This is a genomic window from Micromonospora sp. CNZ286 (assembly GCF_014207755.1).
In genome coordinates, this window is the sequence record NZ_JACHIZ010000001.1 from 2487996 (window position 1) to 2501690 (window position 13695).

General features: G+C 75.2%; 12 protein-coding genes. 4 read left to right on the forward strand and 8 right to left on the reverse strand.

The window, feature by feature from the left end; genetic code table 11:
* Positions 1 to 28 precede the first annotated feature (28 nt).
* The 3 genes from FHX31_RS11170 to FHX31_RS11180 are packed head-to-tail and all read left to right on the forward strand — an operon-like array spanning position 29 to position 5095.
* Positions 29 to 1750 (forward strand): ABC transporter transmembrane domain-containing protein, encoded by a 1722-nt coding sequence (locus FHX31_RS11170; RefSeq protein ID WP_013476359.1) that lies wholly within the window; start codon positions 29 to 31, stop codon positions 1748 to 1750.
* On the forward strand, positions 1747 to 3537 hold the full coding sequence (locus FHX31_RS11175; protein WP_184976019.1) for an ABC transporter ATP-binding protein: 1791 nt from the start codon (positions 1747 to 1749) through the stop codon (positions 3535 to 3537). Before FHX31_RS11170 ends, FHX31_RS11175 begins: the two co-directional genes overlap by 4 nt.
* 34 nt (positions 3538 to 3571) lie before the next feature.
* Positions 3572 to 5095 carry a class I SAM-dependent methyltransferase gene (locus FHX31_RS11180; protein ID WP_184976022.1) on the forward strand — a complete coding sequence of 508 codons (1524 nt, stop codon included), beginning with the start codon at positions 3572 to 3574 and terminating at the stop codon, positions 5093 to 5095.
* 59 nt (positions 5096 to 5154) lie between these two features.
* Here FHX31_RS11180 and FHX31_RS11185 read toward each other — a convergent pair whose 3' ends face one another.
* The 6 genes from FHX31_RS11185 to FHX31_RS11210 are packed head-to-tail and all read right to left on the reverse strand — an operon-like array spanning position 5155 to position 10261.
* Entirely contained in the window at positions 5155 to 5856 is a 702-nt protein-coding gene (locus FHX31_RS11185) for a LysE family translocator (RefSeq protein ID WP_184976025.1), read from the reverse strand.
* Positions 5849 to 6238 (reverse strand): avidin-fold protein, encoded by a 390-nt coding sequence (locus tag FHX31_RS11190; RefSeq protein WP_184976028.1) that lies wholly within the window; start codon positions 6236 to 6238, stop codon positions 5849 to 5851. Before FHX31_RS11190 ends, FHX31_RS11185 begins: the two co-directional genes overlap by 8 nt.
* Entirely contained in the window at positions 6229 to 7488 is a 1260-nt protein-coding gene (locus FHX31_RS11195; protein WP_184976031.1) for a lysine N(6)-hydroxylase/L-ornithine N(5)-oxygenase family protein, read from the reverse strand. The genes FHX31_RS11190 and FHX31_RS11195 overlap by 10 nt, the downstream gene beginning before the upstream one ends.
* Positions 7488 to 8528: an NAD(P)/FAD-dependent oxidoreductase gene (locus FHX31_RS11200; protein WP_184976033.1), complete on the reverse strand. Its 1041-nt coding sequence runs from the start codon at positions 8526 to 8528 to the stop codon at positions 7488 to 7490. Before FHX31_RS11200 ends, FHX31_RS11195 begins: the two co-directional genes overlap by 1 nt.
* A complete protein-coding gene (locus FHX31_RS11205; RefSeq protein WP_184976036.1) occupies positions 8521 to 9888 on the reverse strand; it encodes a class I tRNA ligase family protein in 1368 nt (455 codons plus the stop codon). The genes FHX31_RS11200 and FHX31_RS11205 overlap by 8 nt, the downstream gene beginning before the upstream one ends.
* Entirely contained in the window at positions 9881 to 10261 is a 381-nt protein-coding gene (locus FHX31_RS11210) for a cupin domain-containing protein (protein WP_013286951.1), read from the reverse strand. Before FHX31_RS11210 ends, FHX31_RS11205 begins: the two co-directional genes overlap by 8 nt.
* Positions 10262 to 10576: 315 nt before the next feature.
* Here FHX31_RS11210 and FHX31_RS11215 point away from each other — a divergent pair, with 315 nt between their 5' ends.
* Positions 10577 to 11485: a helix-turn-helix domain-containing protein gene (locus tag FHX31_RS11215; protein ID WP_221488056.1), complete on the forward strand. Its 909-nt coding sequence runs from the start codon at positions 10577 to 10579 to the stop codon at positions 11483 to 11485.
* A gap of 23 nt (positions 11486 to 11508) precedes the next feature.
* Here FHX31_RS11215 and FHX31_RS11220 read toward each other — a convergent pair whose 3' ends face one another.
* Positions 11509 to 12183 (reverse strand): pyridoxamine 5'-phosphate oxidase family protein, encoded by a 675-nt coding sequence (locus FHX31_RS11220; protein WP_123109450.1) that lies wholly within the window; start codon positions 12181 to 12183, stop codon positions 11509 to 11511.
* A gap of 29 nt (positions 12184 to 12212) precedes the next feature.
* Complete coding sequence (pdxR, locus tag FHX31_RS11225) at positions 12213 to 13685, reverse strand: MocR-like pyridoxine biosynthesis transcription factor PdxR (RefSeq protein ID WP_184976039.1); 1473 nt, start codon at positions 13683 to 13685, stop codon at positions 12213 to 12215.
* Positions 13686 to 13695: the final 10 nt, after the last annotated feature.

Consider the following 13695-nt stretch of genomic DNA (forward strand, 5'->3'; position numbering starts at 1 on the left):
TCACTTCGAGCACTGGAGGCAACCCCTCGTGTCCCCGCATCCCGCCGGCGGCGCCGTCACGGCCCGGTACGTGCTGCGTCAGGCGTTGCGCCGCCAGCGACGGCCGGTGCTGATCGGCGTCACGCTGCTCGGCCTGCACCAGGTCGCCGAGGCGCTCGTGCCGGTGGCGATCGGCGTCATCATCGACCGCGCCGTGGTGACCGGCGACCCGTGGGCGCTCGCGTACTCGGTCGCCGGCCTCGCGGCCCTGTTCGCCGTGCTCGCGTTCGCCTACCGCAACGGCGCCCGCCAGGCGTTCGCGGCGGTGGAGCGGGAGGCGCACCTGCTGCGGGTGGAGATCGCCGAGCGCGCGCTCGACCCGCGCGGACACCGTTCCGGCCTGCGCGACGGCGAACTGCTCTCGGTCGCCGCCTCCGACGCCGAACTCTCCGCGCTCGTGGTGCGGGTCGCCGGATTCGGTGTCGCCGCGGTGACCGCGCTGACCGTCGCGGCGACCGCGCTGCTGGTCATCGACATCCCCCTCGGGCTCGGCGTGCTCGTCGGCGTACCGGTGCTGGTCCTCGTGCTGCAACGGATGGCGCCGCTGCTGTCCCGGCGCAGCACCTCCCAGCAGGAGGCCCTCGCGGAGACCACGGCGCTCGCCGTGGACCTCGTCTCCGGCCTGCGCGTGCTGCGCGGCATCGGCGCCCAGCACCACGCCGCCGGCCGGTACGCCGCCGCCAGCCGCAACGCGCTCGCGGTGACGCTGCGCGCCGCCAACACCAAGGGACTGCATCTCGGGCTCACCACCGCCGCCAACGGCCTGTTCCTCGCGGCGGTCGCCGGAGTGGCCGGCTGGCTCGCCCTGCGCGGCCGGCTCACCATCGGCGAGCTGGTCACAGTGGTCGGACTCGCGCAGTTCGTGGCCGAGCCGGTGCAGACCATGGGCTGGTGCGTGCAACTGTTCGCGATGGCCCGCGCCTCCGCCGCCCGGGTGGCGCGCGTGCTCGGCGCCGAGCCGCTGACCCGGCCCGGCGACGCGTCGGCGCCGGCCCACCCGGACGGGCCGCGGCTGGCCCTCGACGACGTCGGGCACGCCGGACTGGACGGGGTGAACCTGCGCGTCGGCCCCGGCGAGGTGGTGGGCGTGCTCGCGTACGACCCGGCCGACGCCGAAGCGCTGGTGGCGCTGCTGTCCGGGCGGGTGTCGCCGGACGCGTGCCGGGGCACCGTGCGTGTCGACGGCGTGCCCGCCGACGACCTGCACGTCGACGCGCTGCGCGGCACCGTGCTCGTCGAGCCGCACGACGTGACGCTCTTCGAGGGCACGGTGGCGGCCAACCTCGCCGCCGGCGCCCCGGCCGACCAGGCGCGGCTGCACGCCGCCGTCCGGGCGGCCGCGGCCCAGGACGTCGTGGACGCACACCCCGGCGGCCTCGACCACCGGCTCGTCGAGCGGGGCGCGAACCTCTCCGGCGGCCAGCGCCAGCGGCTCGGGCTGGCCCGGGCGCTGCACGCCGACCCGCCCGTGCTGGTGCTGCACGATCCCACCACCGCTGTCGACGCCGCCACCGAGGCGCAGCTCGCCGACGGACTGGCCGAAACGCGCCGGGTGGGGCCCCGGGGCACCCTGCTGATCACCAGCAGCCCGGCCCTGCTGCGGATCACCGACCGGGTGGTGGTGATCGCCGACGGCCGGGTGGCCGCCGAGGGACCGCACGAGCACCTGCTGGCCTCCGACGCCCGCTACCGCGAGGAGACACTGCGGTGACCGCTGACCCGCGTACCCCCGGCCGGACGTTGCTGCCTGTCGCGTCCGCCCGGCAGACCTGGACGACGCTCGGCGCCCAGTTCCGCGCCCGGCCCGGCCTCAGCGCCGCCGCGGCGACCGTGCTCGTCGTCGCCGCCGCGGGTGGCCTGGTCGCGCCCTGGGTGCTCGGCCGCCTGGTCGACGACGTCATCGCCGACGCCCCGGTCTCCCGGATCGCCGGCCGGGTGGCGGTGATCGCCGGCGCCGCCGTGTTCACCGGCCTGCTCACGGCGCTCGGCGCCGCGCTCGCGTCCCGGCTCGGCGAGACGGTGCTGGCCCGGCTGCGCGAGCGCGTCCTCGACCGCGCGTTGCACCTGCCGTCCGCGACGCTGGAGCGGGCCGGCACCGGCGACCTGCTGGCCCGCGTCGGCGACGACGTGGCGGTGGTGACGAACGTGATCGCGGTGAGCGGCCCGGCGTTCGTCGGCGCGCTGCTGTCGGTGGTGCTCACCGTGTTCGGGCTGGTCGCGCTGGACTGGCGGCTCGGCCTCGCCGGGCTGCTAGCAGCGCCCGCGTACGCGCTGGCGCTGCGCTGGTACCTGCGGCGCTCCGCGCCCTACTACGCCCGCGAGCGGGTCGCCACCGGCGAGCGGACGCAGGCGATGGCCGGCGCGCTGCGCGGCGCGGCGACGGTGCGCGCGTACCGGACCGAGGACGCGCACGTGGCGGCCATCGCCGAGCGGTCCGGCGTGGCGCGCGACCTGTCGCTGGAGATCTTCAACCTGCACACCCGCTTCGGGCTGCGGATCAACAGGTCGGAGTTCCTCGGCCTGGCCGCTGTGCTCGTGGCCGGGTTCTTCCTGGTCCGCGACGACCTGGTAACCGTCGGCGCGGCGACCACCGCCGCGCTCTACTTCCACCGCCTGTTCAACCCGATCGGCCTGCTGCTGCTGGAGTCCGACTCGGTGCTGCAGGCCGGCGCGAGCCTCGCCCGGCTGGTCGGCGTGGCAGACCTGCCCGACACCGCACCGCCCGCCACAACCGCCCCGACCACAGCGCCGGGCCACCCGCGCGGCCCGGCCGCGCTGGACGTCACGGTGCGCCGGCACCACTACGACGACGGGCCGCTGGTGCTCGCCGACGTCGAACTGCGCCTGGCACCGGGGGAGCGGGTCGCGCTGGTCGGCGCCAGCGGCGCCGGCAAGAGCACGCTCGCCGGCATCGCCGCCGGGATCATCGCGCCCACCGACGGATCGGTACGCCTCGACGGCGCGCCGCTGACCGGGACGGGCGAGGCCACGTCCCGGCGCGACGTGGCACTGGTCAGCCAGGAGGTGCACGTCTTCGCCGGGCCGCTCGCCGAGGACCTGCGCCTGGCCGCACCGGACGCGACCGACGCCGAGCTGCTCGACGCGCTGGAACGGGTCGGCGCCACCACCTGGCTGCGTGCCCTGCCCGACGGGCTGGCGACGCCGGTGGGCGAGGGCGGCCACCGGCTCACCGCCGCGCAGGCCCAGCAGGTGGCCCTGGCCCGGCTGGTGCTCACCGCGCCGGCCGTCGCCGTGCTGGACGAGGCGACAGCCGAGGCCGGCAGCGCCGGAGCCCGCGACCTGGACCGGGCGGCCCTCGCGGCCACGCAGGGGCGGACCACGCTGATCGTGGCGCACCGGCTCAGCCAGGCGGTGAGCGCGGACCGAATCGTCGTGCTCGACCACGGCCGGGTCGTGGAGCAGGGCACGCACGAGGAGCTGCTGGCCGCCGACGGCCGGTACGGCCATCTCTGGCGTTCCTGGCGCGTCCCGGTATGATCACCGACCGCTGTACCGCCCAGGCGAGGTGACCATGACCGACCTGCCGACCCGCTTCGTGCTGTTCCCGGGGCGGCACCACCTGCTGACCCGGTTCCAGGCCGACTACCTGCGCCGGCTCGCCGGCGACGAGGCCACAGTGGTCTGGGCGGTGACGTCGGCCAACCACGAGAACACCAGGCGCAACCCCGTCGCGTACCACAGGCGGGAGGCCGCGATCGAGCGGTTCAGCGTGCTCAGCGGGCTGCGCTCGCTGGCCGTGCCGATCTTCGACACCGCGTACACCGACGCGTTCGCCGAGGTCACGCTCAAGAGCATCGCGGTGGCCACCGGGCTCGAACTCACGCCCGCCGACACGGTGGTGGCCTGCTCCACCCCGGAGGTCGCCAAGCTGTACGAGCGCCTCGGCTTCGCGATCGCGCTGGTCGAGGCCGATCCGGACCTGCCCGGGACGCCGGAACGGCCGTGGGACGTGCTGCTGCGCCTGGCCGCCGGTGACGAGAGCTGGCGGACGCTCACCCACCCGGCGACGATCGACGTGTTCGAGCGCTACCGCCTGGTCGAGGCGATCCGGTCGGTGGTGAACGACCCGCTCGTCGGCGACGAGGGCGGCCTCACCGTGACCCGCGACTACCGCACCTACGTGGAGGCGTTCGCCTCGGCCGCCCAACGCAAGTGGGACTCGGTGCGCCGGCACGTGCAGCCCGGACGCATCGTGGACATCGGCTGCGGCGCGGGCGCCGTCCTGGAACTGGCCGACCGGGAGGCCGCGCTGCGCGAGAGCGACCTGATCGGTGTGGAGGTGGCCCGCCACCTCTACCAGGAGTGCCTGCACAAGAAGGCGCAGGGCGTGTTCCGCAACGCCAACGTGTACTTCTTCCACCGCAACGTCCTCGGCGGCGCGGTGTTCAAGGACCGCTCGGTCGACACCACGCTCACCTTCGCGCTGACCCACGAGATCTGGTCGTACGGGCGGCAGCGGGAGTCGCTGCTCCAGTTCGCCCGCCGCATCCACGACCACACGGTGCCCGGCGGTGTCTGGATCAACAGCGACGTGTGCGGGCCGGACGAGCCGGACCGGCCGGTGATCCTGCGGCTGACCACCGACGACGGGGACAACCCGGCCTCGCCGCGCCGGGATCTCGCCGGCCTGACCTCGGCCGAGGTCCGGCGGTACGTCTCCGGACTGTCGACGCGGGCCCGGCTGGACCAGTTCGCGGTGGACTTCGCGTTCGGCTTCGCGTACGAGCCGCTGGCCGACGGCGCGGTACGTCTCGGCCTGGGCGCGGCGATGGACTACCTGACCCGCAAGGACTACACCGACAACTGGCTGTCGGAGACCAGGGAGCAGTTCTGCGGCCTGAGCTTCGCCGACTGGACGGCGCTGCTCACCGAGGCGGGCTTCGAGATCGGCCCCGCCTCGGCGCCGGTCCGCAACGACTGGGTGATCGACAACCGGATCGCACCCGTCGCGTCCCTGACCGACCTGGACGGCCGGCCGCTGGACTGGCCGACCACCCACGTCCTCACCGTCGCCCACCGCCCGCGCAACGCCTGACACCACGAGCGCCCGCCGGACCGGCTGGACGGCCGGGCCGGCGGGCGCCGTGCTGCGGTTCAGTGGCTCAGCGCGATCCGTACCGCCAGGACGATCAGGATCAGCCCGGTCAGCCGTTCGATCACCAGCAGCACCGACGGCCGGGTCAGCCAGGGCTGCAACCGGTCGATGAGCAGGATGTAGCAGGCCCACCAGAGCACGGCGAGGCCGATGAACGTGGCGGCCAGCACCGCCGTACGGGCCGCCGCGCCGTCGCCGGGCTTGACGAACTGCGGCACGAACGAGACGTAGAAGACGACCACCTTGACGTTCAGCAGCTGGCTGGTGACGCCCATGACGAACGAGCGCCGGGCCACGTGCGGCTCGTCGGCGGCCACCGTCTCCGGCGCGGCGACCGGGCCGGTGTCCGCGTCCGGCCCGGGGCCGCCCGCGCCCACTGTGACCGGCTGCGCGGCCGGGGCCGCCGCCCGTCGTGGCCGGGTGGCCCAGAGGATGGTGCCGCCCAGGTAGACCAGGTACAGCGCGCCGGCGACCCGCAGCACCGTGTAGAGCGCCGGTGAGGACACCAGCAGGGCGGACAGGCCGGCGGTGGCGAGCGAGGCGTGCACCAGGGCGGCGGCGAACAGCCCGGCCAGCACCACGAACCCGGCCCGCCGCCCGTACCGCACGGTCTGCCGGGTGACCAGGGCGAAGTCGACGCCCGGCACGATGATGATGAGCAGGCTCGCCGCGACGAAGCTGACGATCTGGATGTCAGACACGCTGCTCCTCCCTCGCCTCGATGCGGGCCGGGGCGGCCTCCTCGATGACGGAGACGCCGCTGTCGCGGCGCGGCCCGTGCCGGCGCCACCGCTCGCGCAGCCGGATCCGGCCGTCCGGCAGCCGCTCGGGCCGCGACTCGCACTCGCCGACCACGATGCTGCCGTCGGTGAGCACCTCCACGTACGCGAAACGCACCACGCCCTGCGCGTCGCAGGTGCCGGCGAGCCGGCCGTGCCGTACCGGGCCGCCGGAGATCTCCGCCCAGACCAGATCGCCGCGCTGGTGGTAGTGCCCCCGCAACGGGTCGGCGTCACCGGCGTGGTCGACGGAGACGAAGATCCGGTCGTCGTAGTCGAACGACGTCATCGCGCTCACGCCCATCGGGTGCTCAGGTAGTCGTCGCGGAACCGGCAGACCGTGCGGCCGGCGATCGAGTTGAGGATCATCGCGCTGCGGATCGGCAGGATGCTCAGGTTGGAGTCGACGAGCCCCTGGACGTACCGCCCCCGGTTCAGCACGAAGATCTTGTGGTCGTCGGCGTGCTTCCACCGGATCGAGTAGTCCGACTCGATGACCGGCTCACCGCGCTCGTCCAGATCGATCAGCGCGGTCAGCTCCGGGTCGAAGGGCAGCGGCGCCTGCCGGCGTCCCGCCGCGACGACGAGGTTCACCGCCCGGTGCCGTTCCTCGCCGCTGCCGGCCGTCAGGCACTCCAGCTCGACCTCCCCGTCGAGCTGCCGGGCGCCGGTCACGGTACGGCTCGGCATGATCGTCACCGGGAACCGGCCGGTGCGCAGCCGCTCCTCGTAGTTGTGCTGGTAGACGCCGCGCAACGTGCCCGGGGAGATGCCGTCGCTGGTCAGGATCTGGCCGGAGACGAGCCGTTCCCGCACGTCCCGGGACAGGGTGAGGAACGACTCCTGGTAGGCGGGCCGGTACAGGTCGTTCGCCGACGGGGAGTCCTCCAGCGGGGCGAACCACGACCGCCGCCCGATCCACCTGATGTCGCGGCACCCGCGGGCGAGCAGCGCCGCGACGCACTCGGCGCTGGTCTGTCCGCTGCCGATCACGATCCACGGCAGGTCCGGCTCGTCCGGCACCGTGGCGAGGCGCTGGTGCAGCTCGTCGGCGACGAACAGGTGCCGGGGGTCGAGGGCGTCCAGGAACTCCGGTACGAAGGGGACGGTCCCGCTGCCGAGCACCAGGTGCCGGGAGCGGGCGACCTCCGCACCGCCGCTGCGGCTGACCAGCGCGCCGTCGAACTCGACCCGGTCGACGCGGGTGCCGTACGTGATGCGCGGCAGCCGGCCCGCCGCCCACACCAGGTACTGCTGGTACTCGATCCGGGGGATGGTGTCGAACCCGGCGCCCAGCAGGGCGTACACCCGGCCGGTGGTGACCAGGTAGTTGAGGAACGACAGCGGGTGGGTCGGGTCGTAGAGCGAGACCAGGTCCTTGACCCAGCCGGTCTGCATGCGGACGCCGCTGTGCAGCATCCCGTCGTGCCAGCCCGGCCGGTCGCGGGCCTCGAACAGCGCGATGTCGTGCGGCGCGAGGGTGTCGTACATCGCCGCGAGGCTCAGGTTCGCCGGCCCGGCGCCGATTCCCACTGTGTGAAAGGTCTGCGTCATCAGTCTGCCTCTGTCTGGCCGTGGGGGACAGGGATCGCGGTTCGGGTGTTCAGCAGGGCGGTGGCGGCGAGCCGGCTGGCGGCCAGGACGGTCTTGGCGGCGCCGCCGCTGCCGCCGGTGAAGGTGTGCACCGCGCCGGCCACGTGGCGCAGGGCCAGCCCGGCGGGTTCGCTGTAGCAGTCGGTGGCGCTCACCGGCGGCCCGGCCGGTCGCGGGTCCAGGCCGGGCAGCCGCCGCGCGGCCACGGTCAGGACCCGTGCCGCCAGTGCGGCGTCCGGCTCGGGGGACGGCGGGTCGACGTCCCACCTGTCGCTGGGCAGCCCGAGCAGCATCCGCCCCGGACCGGCCGGCCGGCCGTAGAGGCCGCTGGTCTCGTCCACGAAGCACGGCAGCTCGGCGCGGCCGGTGACGTGGTGGGCGTACTGGATGTGCTTGGTGCGCAGCGAGGTCGGCAGCCCGGCGGCGCCCAGCAGGCGCGGGGTCCAGGCCCCGGCGGCCACGACGACGAGGTCGCCGGTGAGCCGGCGGCCGTCGCGCAGCTCGACCACGCGGTCGTCGAGGCGGGCCACCGGTGTGGTCTCGGTCCGGCCGAGGCCACGCAGGACGGTCCGGCGCAGCCGGTCCGGGTCCAGGTAGCCGGCCCGGTCCTCCCAGATCCCCACCGTGCCGTCCGGGAGCCCGGCGAAGCCGAACCGGTCGGCGTCGGCCCGGGTCAGCACCTCGGCGCCGTCCACGCCGGCCGCCGCCCGGGCGTCGAGCAGGTAGAGCGAGCCGGTCCGCCGCCACCCGGCCGCTGTCGCGAGGGACGGATCGGCCAGCAGTTCGGCGAGGCTCGCGGCGGCGAGGGACCGGGCGGCCGGATCGGGCTCGAAGGCCCGCATCAGTCCGCCGGACGCGGCCGTCGCGTCGGCGGGCCGCCCGGCCGCGCCGCCGCCGTGCGGGCCGATCAGGACCGCGTCGGCGCCCGCGTCCCGCAGCCGCCGGGCGAGCAGGACGCCGCTGATGCCCGCGCCGACGACGAGCACGCGCGGCTCACCCATCCGAACCCGCCGGTTCCGCGCCGCCGACGACGCCGAGCAGGCGGGCCGCCCGCTCCGGCGCACCGGGGTACGCGGCCAGCGCCGCCCGGACCGCGGTGGCGGGGTCGAAGTGCTCCGGCCGCAGCGCCTGCTCGCCGCGCGTCAGTTCGGTGTCGGCCAGGACGCCGTCCAGGCCGGCGGTGGTGCCGGCCAGGGTCGCGGCGTACCGGGCGGCGAACGCCTCGTACGCCTCCGGGCGGAAGTCCGACTCGTAGCTGTCCGGCCGGTCCCAGCTCAGGAACGCCCGGACCACAGCCGGGTCCTCGGTGGCCAGGAACTCGTGCGCCCAGATCGCGTGCTCGCGGCTGGTGGAGAACTTCGCGCCGGTGAGCCGGTAGAACTCGTTCACGACCAGCCCGGTCGGCCGGTCGGGCAGCCCGGCGGCCAGGTGCAGGGCCGGGATGAGCAGCGCGTAGTAGAAGGCGTTGTCGACCCCGAGGAAGATCCACTGCTCGTCCACGTCCCGCCACGCGTCCAGGTACCCGGCCAGCGTGTCCGCGTCCGGCCGCAGGTGGCGGGCGGGCAGCACCAGGTTGGCCAGGGCCATCTCCGCCCAGACGTCGATGCGCAGGCCGTCGTCCCACTCGATGCCCCAGTCCGTCGGGTACGCCAGCGGCACCTCCGGCAGCCCGCCGTCCAGGTACGACGCGACGAGGCGCCGTAACCGGGGCGGCAGCACCGCACGGGACCAGAACTCGGCGAGCCGCTCCCGGTGCTCGTCGAGCCGCAGCACCGGGACCGTGCGGGTGACCGGCTCGGGTGCGGCGTCGCAGCAGGTCGACCGCGCGCCGGCCAGGTTCGCGGCGGTGCAGAACCCGCCGCAGCCCTCGCAGGTGCCGCCGTTCGCGCCGGCGCCGCAGGCCGGGCAGCGCCCGGCGACCCGGACGTGGTGCAGGGTCCGCCCGCAGGCCGCGCACGCGCGCAGCGACACCGGGGCGACCTCCACCACCTTCGCCTCCACCAGTTCGGTGAGCAGGCGTGCGACCACCCGGCGGTAGCCCTCGTCGGCCAGCGGGTCGGCCATGACGTCGTACCGGATGCGGGCGGCGCGCAGCGCGGCGTGGATCGACGACCCGTACCGGGCGGCGGTGTCCGCCGGGGTCTCGCCCAGCGCCTCCGCCCGGGCGGGCACGTAGTTCTGGTGCGCGTCCAGCCCGCACTGGGTCACCACCCGCCGGCCGGCGGCACGCAGCGCGCGGGCCGCGACGTCCCCGGCGACGTACGGGCCGCTGAGGTGTCCGAGGTGCAGCGGCCCGTTCGGCGTCGGTGGCGGCGTCACCACCAGCACCACGCCGGGGGAGGTGGCCGCCCCGTCAGTCACGGCCGGCTCCGTCGTCCGCGCCGGCCTGCGCCGCGTCGTCGGGCCGGGGCATCCAGTAGATGCTGAGGATGGTGAGCGGCTGCTCCGGCGAGGGGTTGTGGATGACGTGGCTCTGCTCGGGTTCGAGCAGGATCACGCCACCGGTCGGCACCTCGACCTTCTCGCCGCCCGCCTCGTAGATGGCCGTGCCGCGGGTCACCACGGCGAACTCGACCTCGGGGTGGACGTCCTCGCTGCTGCTGCCACCGGGCGGGATCACGCACCACATGGCGTCGAACGGCAACGGGCCGAGATCGCGGTACTGCGTCCAGCGGCCGATCCGGATGCCGTACTCGTCGGTGAGTTCGGCGGTGTCGCTGACGTACCTTCGCATGTTCGTCCTCCTGGTCGGCGCGCTGCCCGCCGGGCCCGCGCCGGACGGGTCTGAGGTTTGCGGAGAGTGACCGGAAGTGCTGCTTCTGCGACGCTGCACCGATGCCGGGAAGGGCCCGTCTCGTCGACCGTCGATTCGACTCCGGTCGATAGCGTCGGACCCACTGTGGACTTAACCTCGTCTGGCCAACAGGAGCTTCACCGGCAGATCACCGGCAATGTCGCTGCTGACTGCCCGCTCAGCGGCCTCGGCTTCGGTGGTCCACCGGCATGAATCCACCAGAACCGGTACGGAGACGACGCTGTGATCGGCTACATGGATACGTTGGGTCATGAAATCGCTACCGCCCGGCGACTGGCCAACCTGACACAGGAGGAGTTGGCCGCCCGCACCGGACTGAGCGTCCGGAGCATCCGCAACCTGGAGTCGTCGCGGGTGACCCGTCCGCGGCCCGCGACCGTCCGGCTGCTCCGTGAGGTCCTCGGCCTGCCCGCCCACCCGGCGTCCGCGGCCCGGATCCGCCCCATGCAACTACCGCTGGAGATTCCCGGCTTCACCGGCCGTTCCGCACAACTGCGGCAACTCGACCGGCTGCTCGACGGGGGACCGCGGCGGATGTCGAGCGTCGTCGTGTGCGTCCTGTCCGGCCGGTCCGGCATCGGCAAGACGGCGCTGGCGCTGCGCTGGGCGCACCGGTCGGCCGCCCGGTTCGCCGACGGGGTGCTGCACGTCCAGCTCGGCGGCAGCGACCCGGGAAGGGCGGCGGTGGCGCCGGCCGAGGCGCTCGGCGGTCTGATCGAGGCGCTCGACGTACCCGGCGGCGTGCCGTGCGGGCCGGCGGCGCGCACCGGGCTCTACCGCAGCGCGCTCGCCGGACGCCGGATGCTCATCGTGCTCGACGACGCCCGCGACGCCGACCAGGTACGGCCGCTGCTGCCCGGCGTACCCGGCTGCATGGTGGTCGTGACCAGCCGGGACCGCCTCACCGGCCTGGTCGTCGGCGAGGCCGCGTGCCCGGTCGTGGTCGACGAGCTGGCCGCCGGCGAGGCGTGGGACCTGCTGGCCGCCCGCCTCGGCGAGCGTCGCCTCACCGCCGAGCGCGCGGCGGTGCGGGAGATCATCGCGCACTGCGCCGGCGTACCCCGGGCGCTGGCTGTGGTGGCCGCCCGCGCGGCCGTCCAGCCCCGGCTGCCGCTGGCGGAGGTGGCCCGCCAGCTCCGGTAGACGGACCGGGGCCGCCCGGCCGGTCAGCCCTGGTCGGCGCGGGTGCCGTCGCGCGCGGCGACGTGCGCCGGCACCGGCGTCGCCGGCGGCAGCGCCGGGTCGGTCACCGGCTGCTGCCAGCGCGCGACCAGCGGAAGCTCGCCGGCCCAGAGCCCGAGGGCGGCGTCCGGGCCGTCGCTGTCGTCCGGCGGCCCGCTGCGCGTCTTGACCGACGCCTCGGCCAGCGGAAGCGCCAGCAGCGCGGTGGCCGCCAGCTCCCGCCGGTTCGGGCGGCGGGCGTGGTCCCACTGGCCGGGGGCCACGTGCTCGGTCAGCAGCCGCAGGCCGTACACCTTCTCCTCGGCGTCGGTCACCCACCGGGGCCGGCCGTAGACCATCGCGCTGCGGTAGTTGATCCCGTGCTCGAACACCGAGCGCGCCAGGACCAGCCCGTCGACCACTGTGACCGTGACGCAGACCTCGGCGTCGGTGGTGAGGCTCCGGCTGGCCACCGAGCCGTGCAGGTAGAGATGCCGGTCGTCGAAGCCGTAGACGGTCGGCACCACCATCGGGCCGCCGTCGACCAGCACGCCCAGATGGCAGACGAAGGCGGCCCGGAGCACGTCGAACAGGGCGGCGCGGTCGCGGTGCCCCTTCTCCTTCATCCGGCGCAGCGTCGTACGCGGCGTCGCGGACAACCGCCCGTCGGTATCGGTCATGGCTGATTCTCCTGTCGGCCCCGCCGTTTCTACCGGGTCGGGCCGCGGTCCTCAAGGGCCGGCCCGCCGGACCGGTGTGGGAGCGGGTCCGGGGGAAGGATCCGGCACAGCGCCTCCAGCGCGGCGGCGTACGCGTGCTCGGGCGGCGTGGCGTAGCCGACCACGAGGCCGTCGAGGGCGGGCATGGTGGCGTCCGGGTGGCGGAAACCGGCCAGCCCGTCGAGCGCGATCGACTGAGCGGCGGCGGCCTCGACCACCTGGTGCTCGGTGCCCGCGGGCAGGCGCAGCACGGCGTGCAGCCCGGCGGCGACGCCGGTCGGCGTGACGTGCGGGGCGTGGGCGGCGAGCGCGGCGACGAGACGGTCGCGGCGGGCGCGGTACCGCTGCCGCATCCGGCGCACGTGCCGGTCGTACCGGCCGGAGTCGAGGAAGTCGGCGAGGGTGAGCTGGTCCGTCACGCCCGCCCACGCCTCCCGCTCACCCTTGGCGTCCAGCACCGGGCCGACGAGCCGTTCGGGCAGCACCATCCAGCCCAGACGCAGCGCGGGGGAGAGGCTCTTGCTCACCGAGCCCAGGTAGACCACGCGCTCCGGGGCCAGGCCCTGCACCGCGCCGACCGGATCCCGGTCGTACCGGAACTCGCCGTCGTAGTCGTCCTCCAGCACCAGTCCGTCCCGGCCCTCCGCCCACCCCAGCGCGGCGAGGCGCCGCCGGGGATGCAGCGGCCCGCCGGTGGGGAACTGGTGCGCGGGCGTGAGCAGCGCCGCCCGTACCCCGGCGAGGTCGGTCAGCTCCCCGGTGCGGGCGCCGTCCGCGTCGAGCGTGAGCGGGACGGTGCGGACGCCTGCCGCCGCCAGGACCGCGCGGTGGAACGCGAGGCCGTAGGACTCCACCGCCAGCGGTCCGCGCAGAACCCGGCCACCGAAGAGCAGGCGCAGCGCGTGCGCGACACCGGAACACACCACGATCCGGTCCGGGGTGGTGCGGACACCCCGCGCCCGCGCCAGGTACCCGGCCAGTGCCCGGCGCAGCTCCGGGCGGCCCCGCGGGTCGCCCGGCCCGAACGCCTCGTTCGGCGCGGCGGTCAGGGCGCGGCGCGTGGACGCCAGCCACGCGGCGCGCGGGAAGGAGGCGGCATCCGGCTGCCCCTGCCGCAGGTGGTGCACGGCCGGGGCCGGACGCGCGGGCGGCTGCCTCGGGACGCGGGCGACCCGGGCGGGCTCGGTGCGCGGCGCCACCCGCGTCCCGGAGCCCTGCCGGGCGACCAGCCATCCCTCGGCCACCAGCTCGGCGTACGCGGCGGCGACGGTGTTGCGGGCCAGGCCGAGGTCGGCGGCGAGGGACCGGTACGGCGGCAGGAGGGTGCCGGCGGCCAGTCTCCCGTCCCGGACGGCGTCGCGCAGCGCGCGGATGAGCGCGGACCGGCGGCCGCCGGCGCCGGACAGTTCCAGATGCAGGTCGCTGCCGAGCCGTCGCGCCGGATTGGCCCACGAATCCGTCATGCGAATGCAC

Bases quoted from the DNA above. Each gene is read 5' to 3' on its own strand.
- FHX31_RS11210 (WP_013286951.1), bottom strand. From the start codon at position 10,261: ATGCGAAGGTACGTCAGCGACACCGCCGAACTCACCGACGAGTACGGC.
- FHX31_RS11195 (WP_184976031.1), bottom strand. From the start codon at position 7,488: ATGACGCAGACCTTTCACACAGTGGGAATCGGCGCCGGGCCGGCGAAC.
- FHX31_RS11180 (WP_184976022.1), top strand. From the start codon at position 3,572: ATGACCGACCTGCCGACCCGCTTCGTGCTGTTCCCGGGGCGGCACCAC.
- FHX31_RS11200 (WP_184976033.1), bottom strand. From the start codon at position 8,528: ATGGGTGAGCCGCGCGTGCTCGTCGTCGGCGCGGGCATCAGCGGCGTC.
- FHX31_RS11220 (WP_123109450.1), bottom strand. From the start codon at position 12,183: ATGACCGATACCGACGGGCGGTTGTCCGCGACGCCGCGTACGACGCTG.
- pdxR (WP_184976039.1), bottom strand. From the start codon at position 13,685: ATGACGGATTCGTGGGCCAATCCGGCGCGACGGCTCGGCAGCGACCTG.
- FHX31_RS11215 (WP_221488056.1), top strand. From the start codon at position 10,577: ATGGATACGTTGGGTCATGAAATCGCTACCGCCCGGCGACTGGCCAAC.
- FHX31_RS11190 (WP_184976028.1), bottom strand. From the start codon at position 6,238: ATGGGCGTGAGCGCGATGACGTCGTTCGACTACGACGACCGGATCTTC.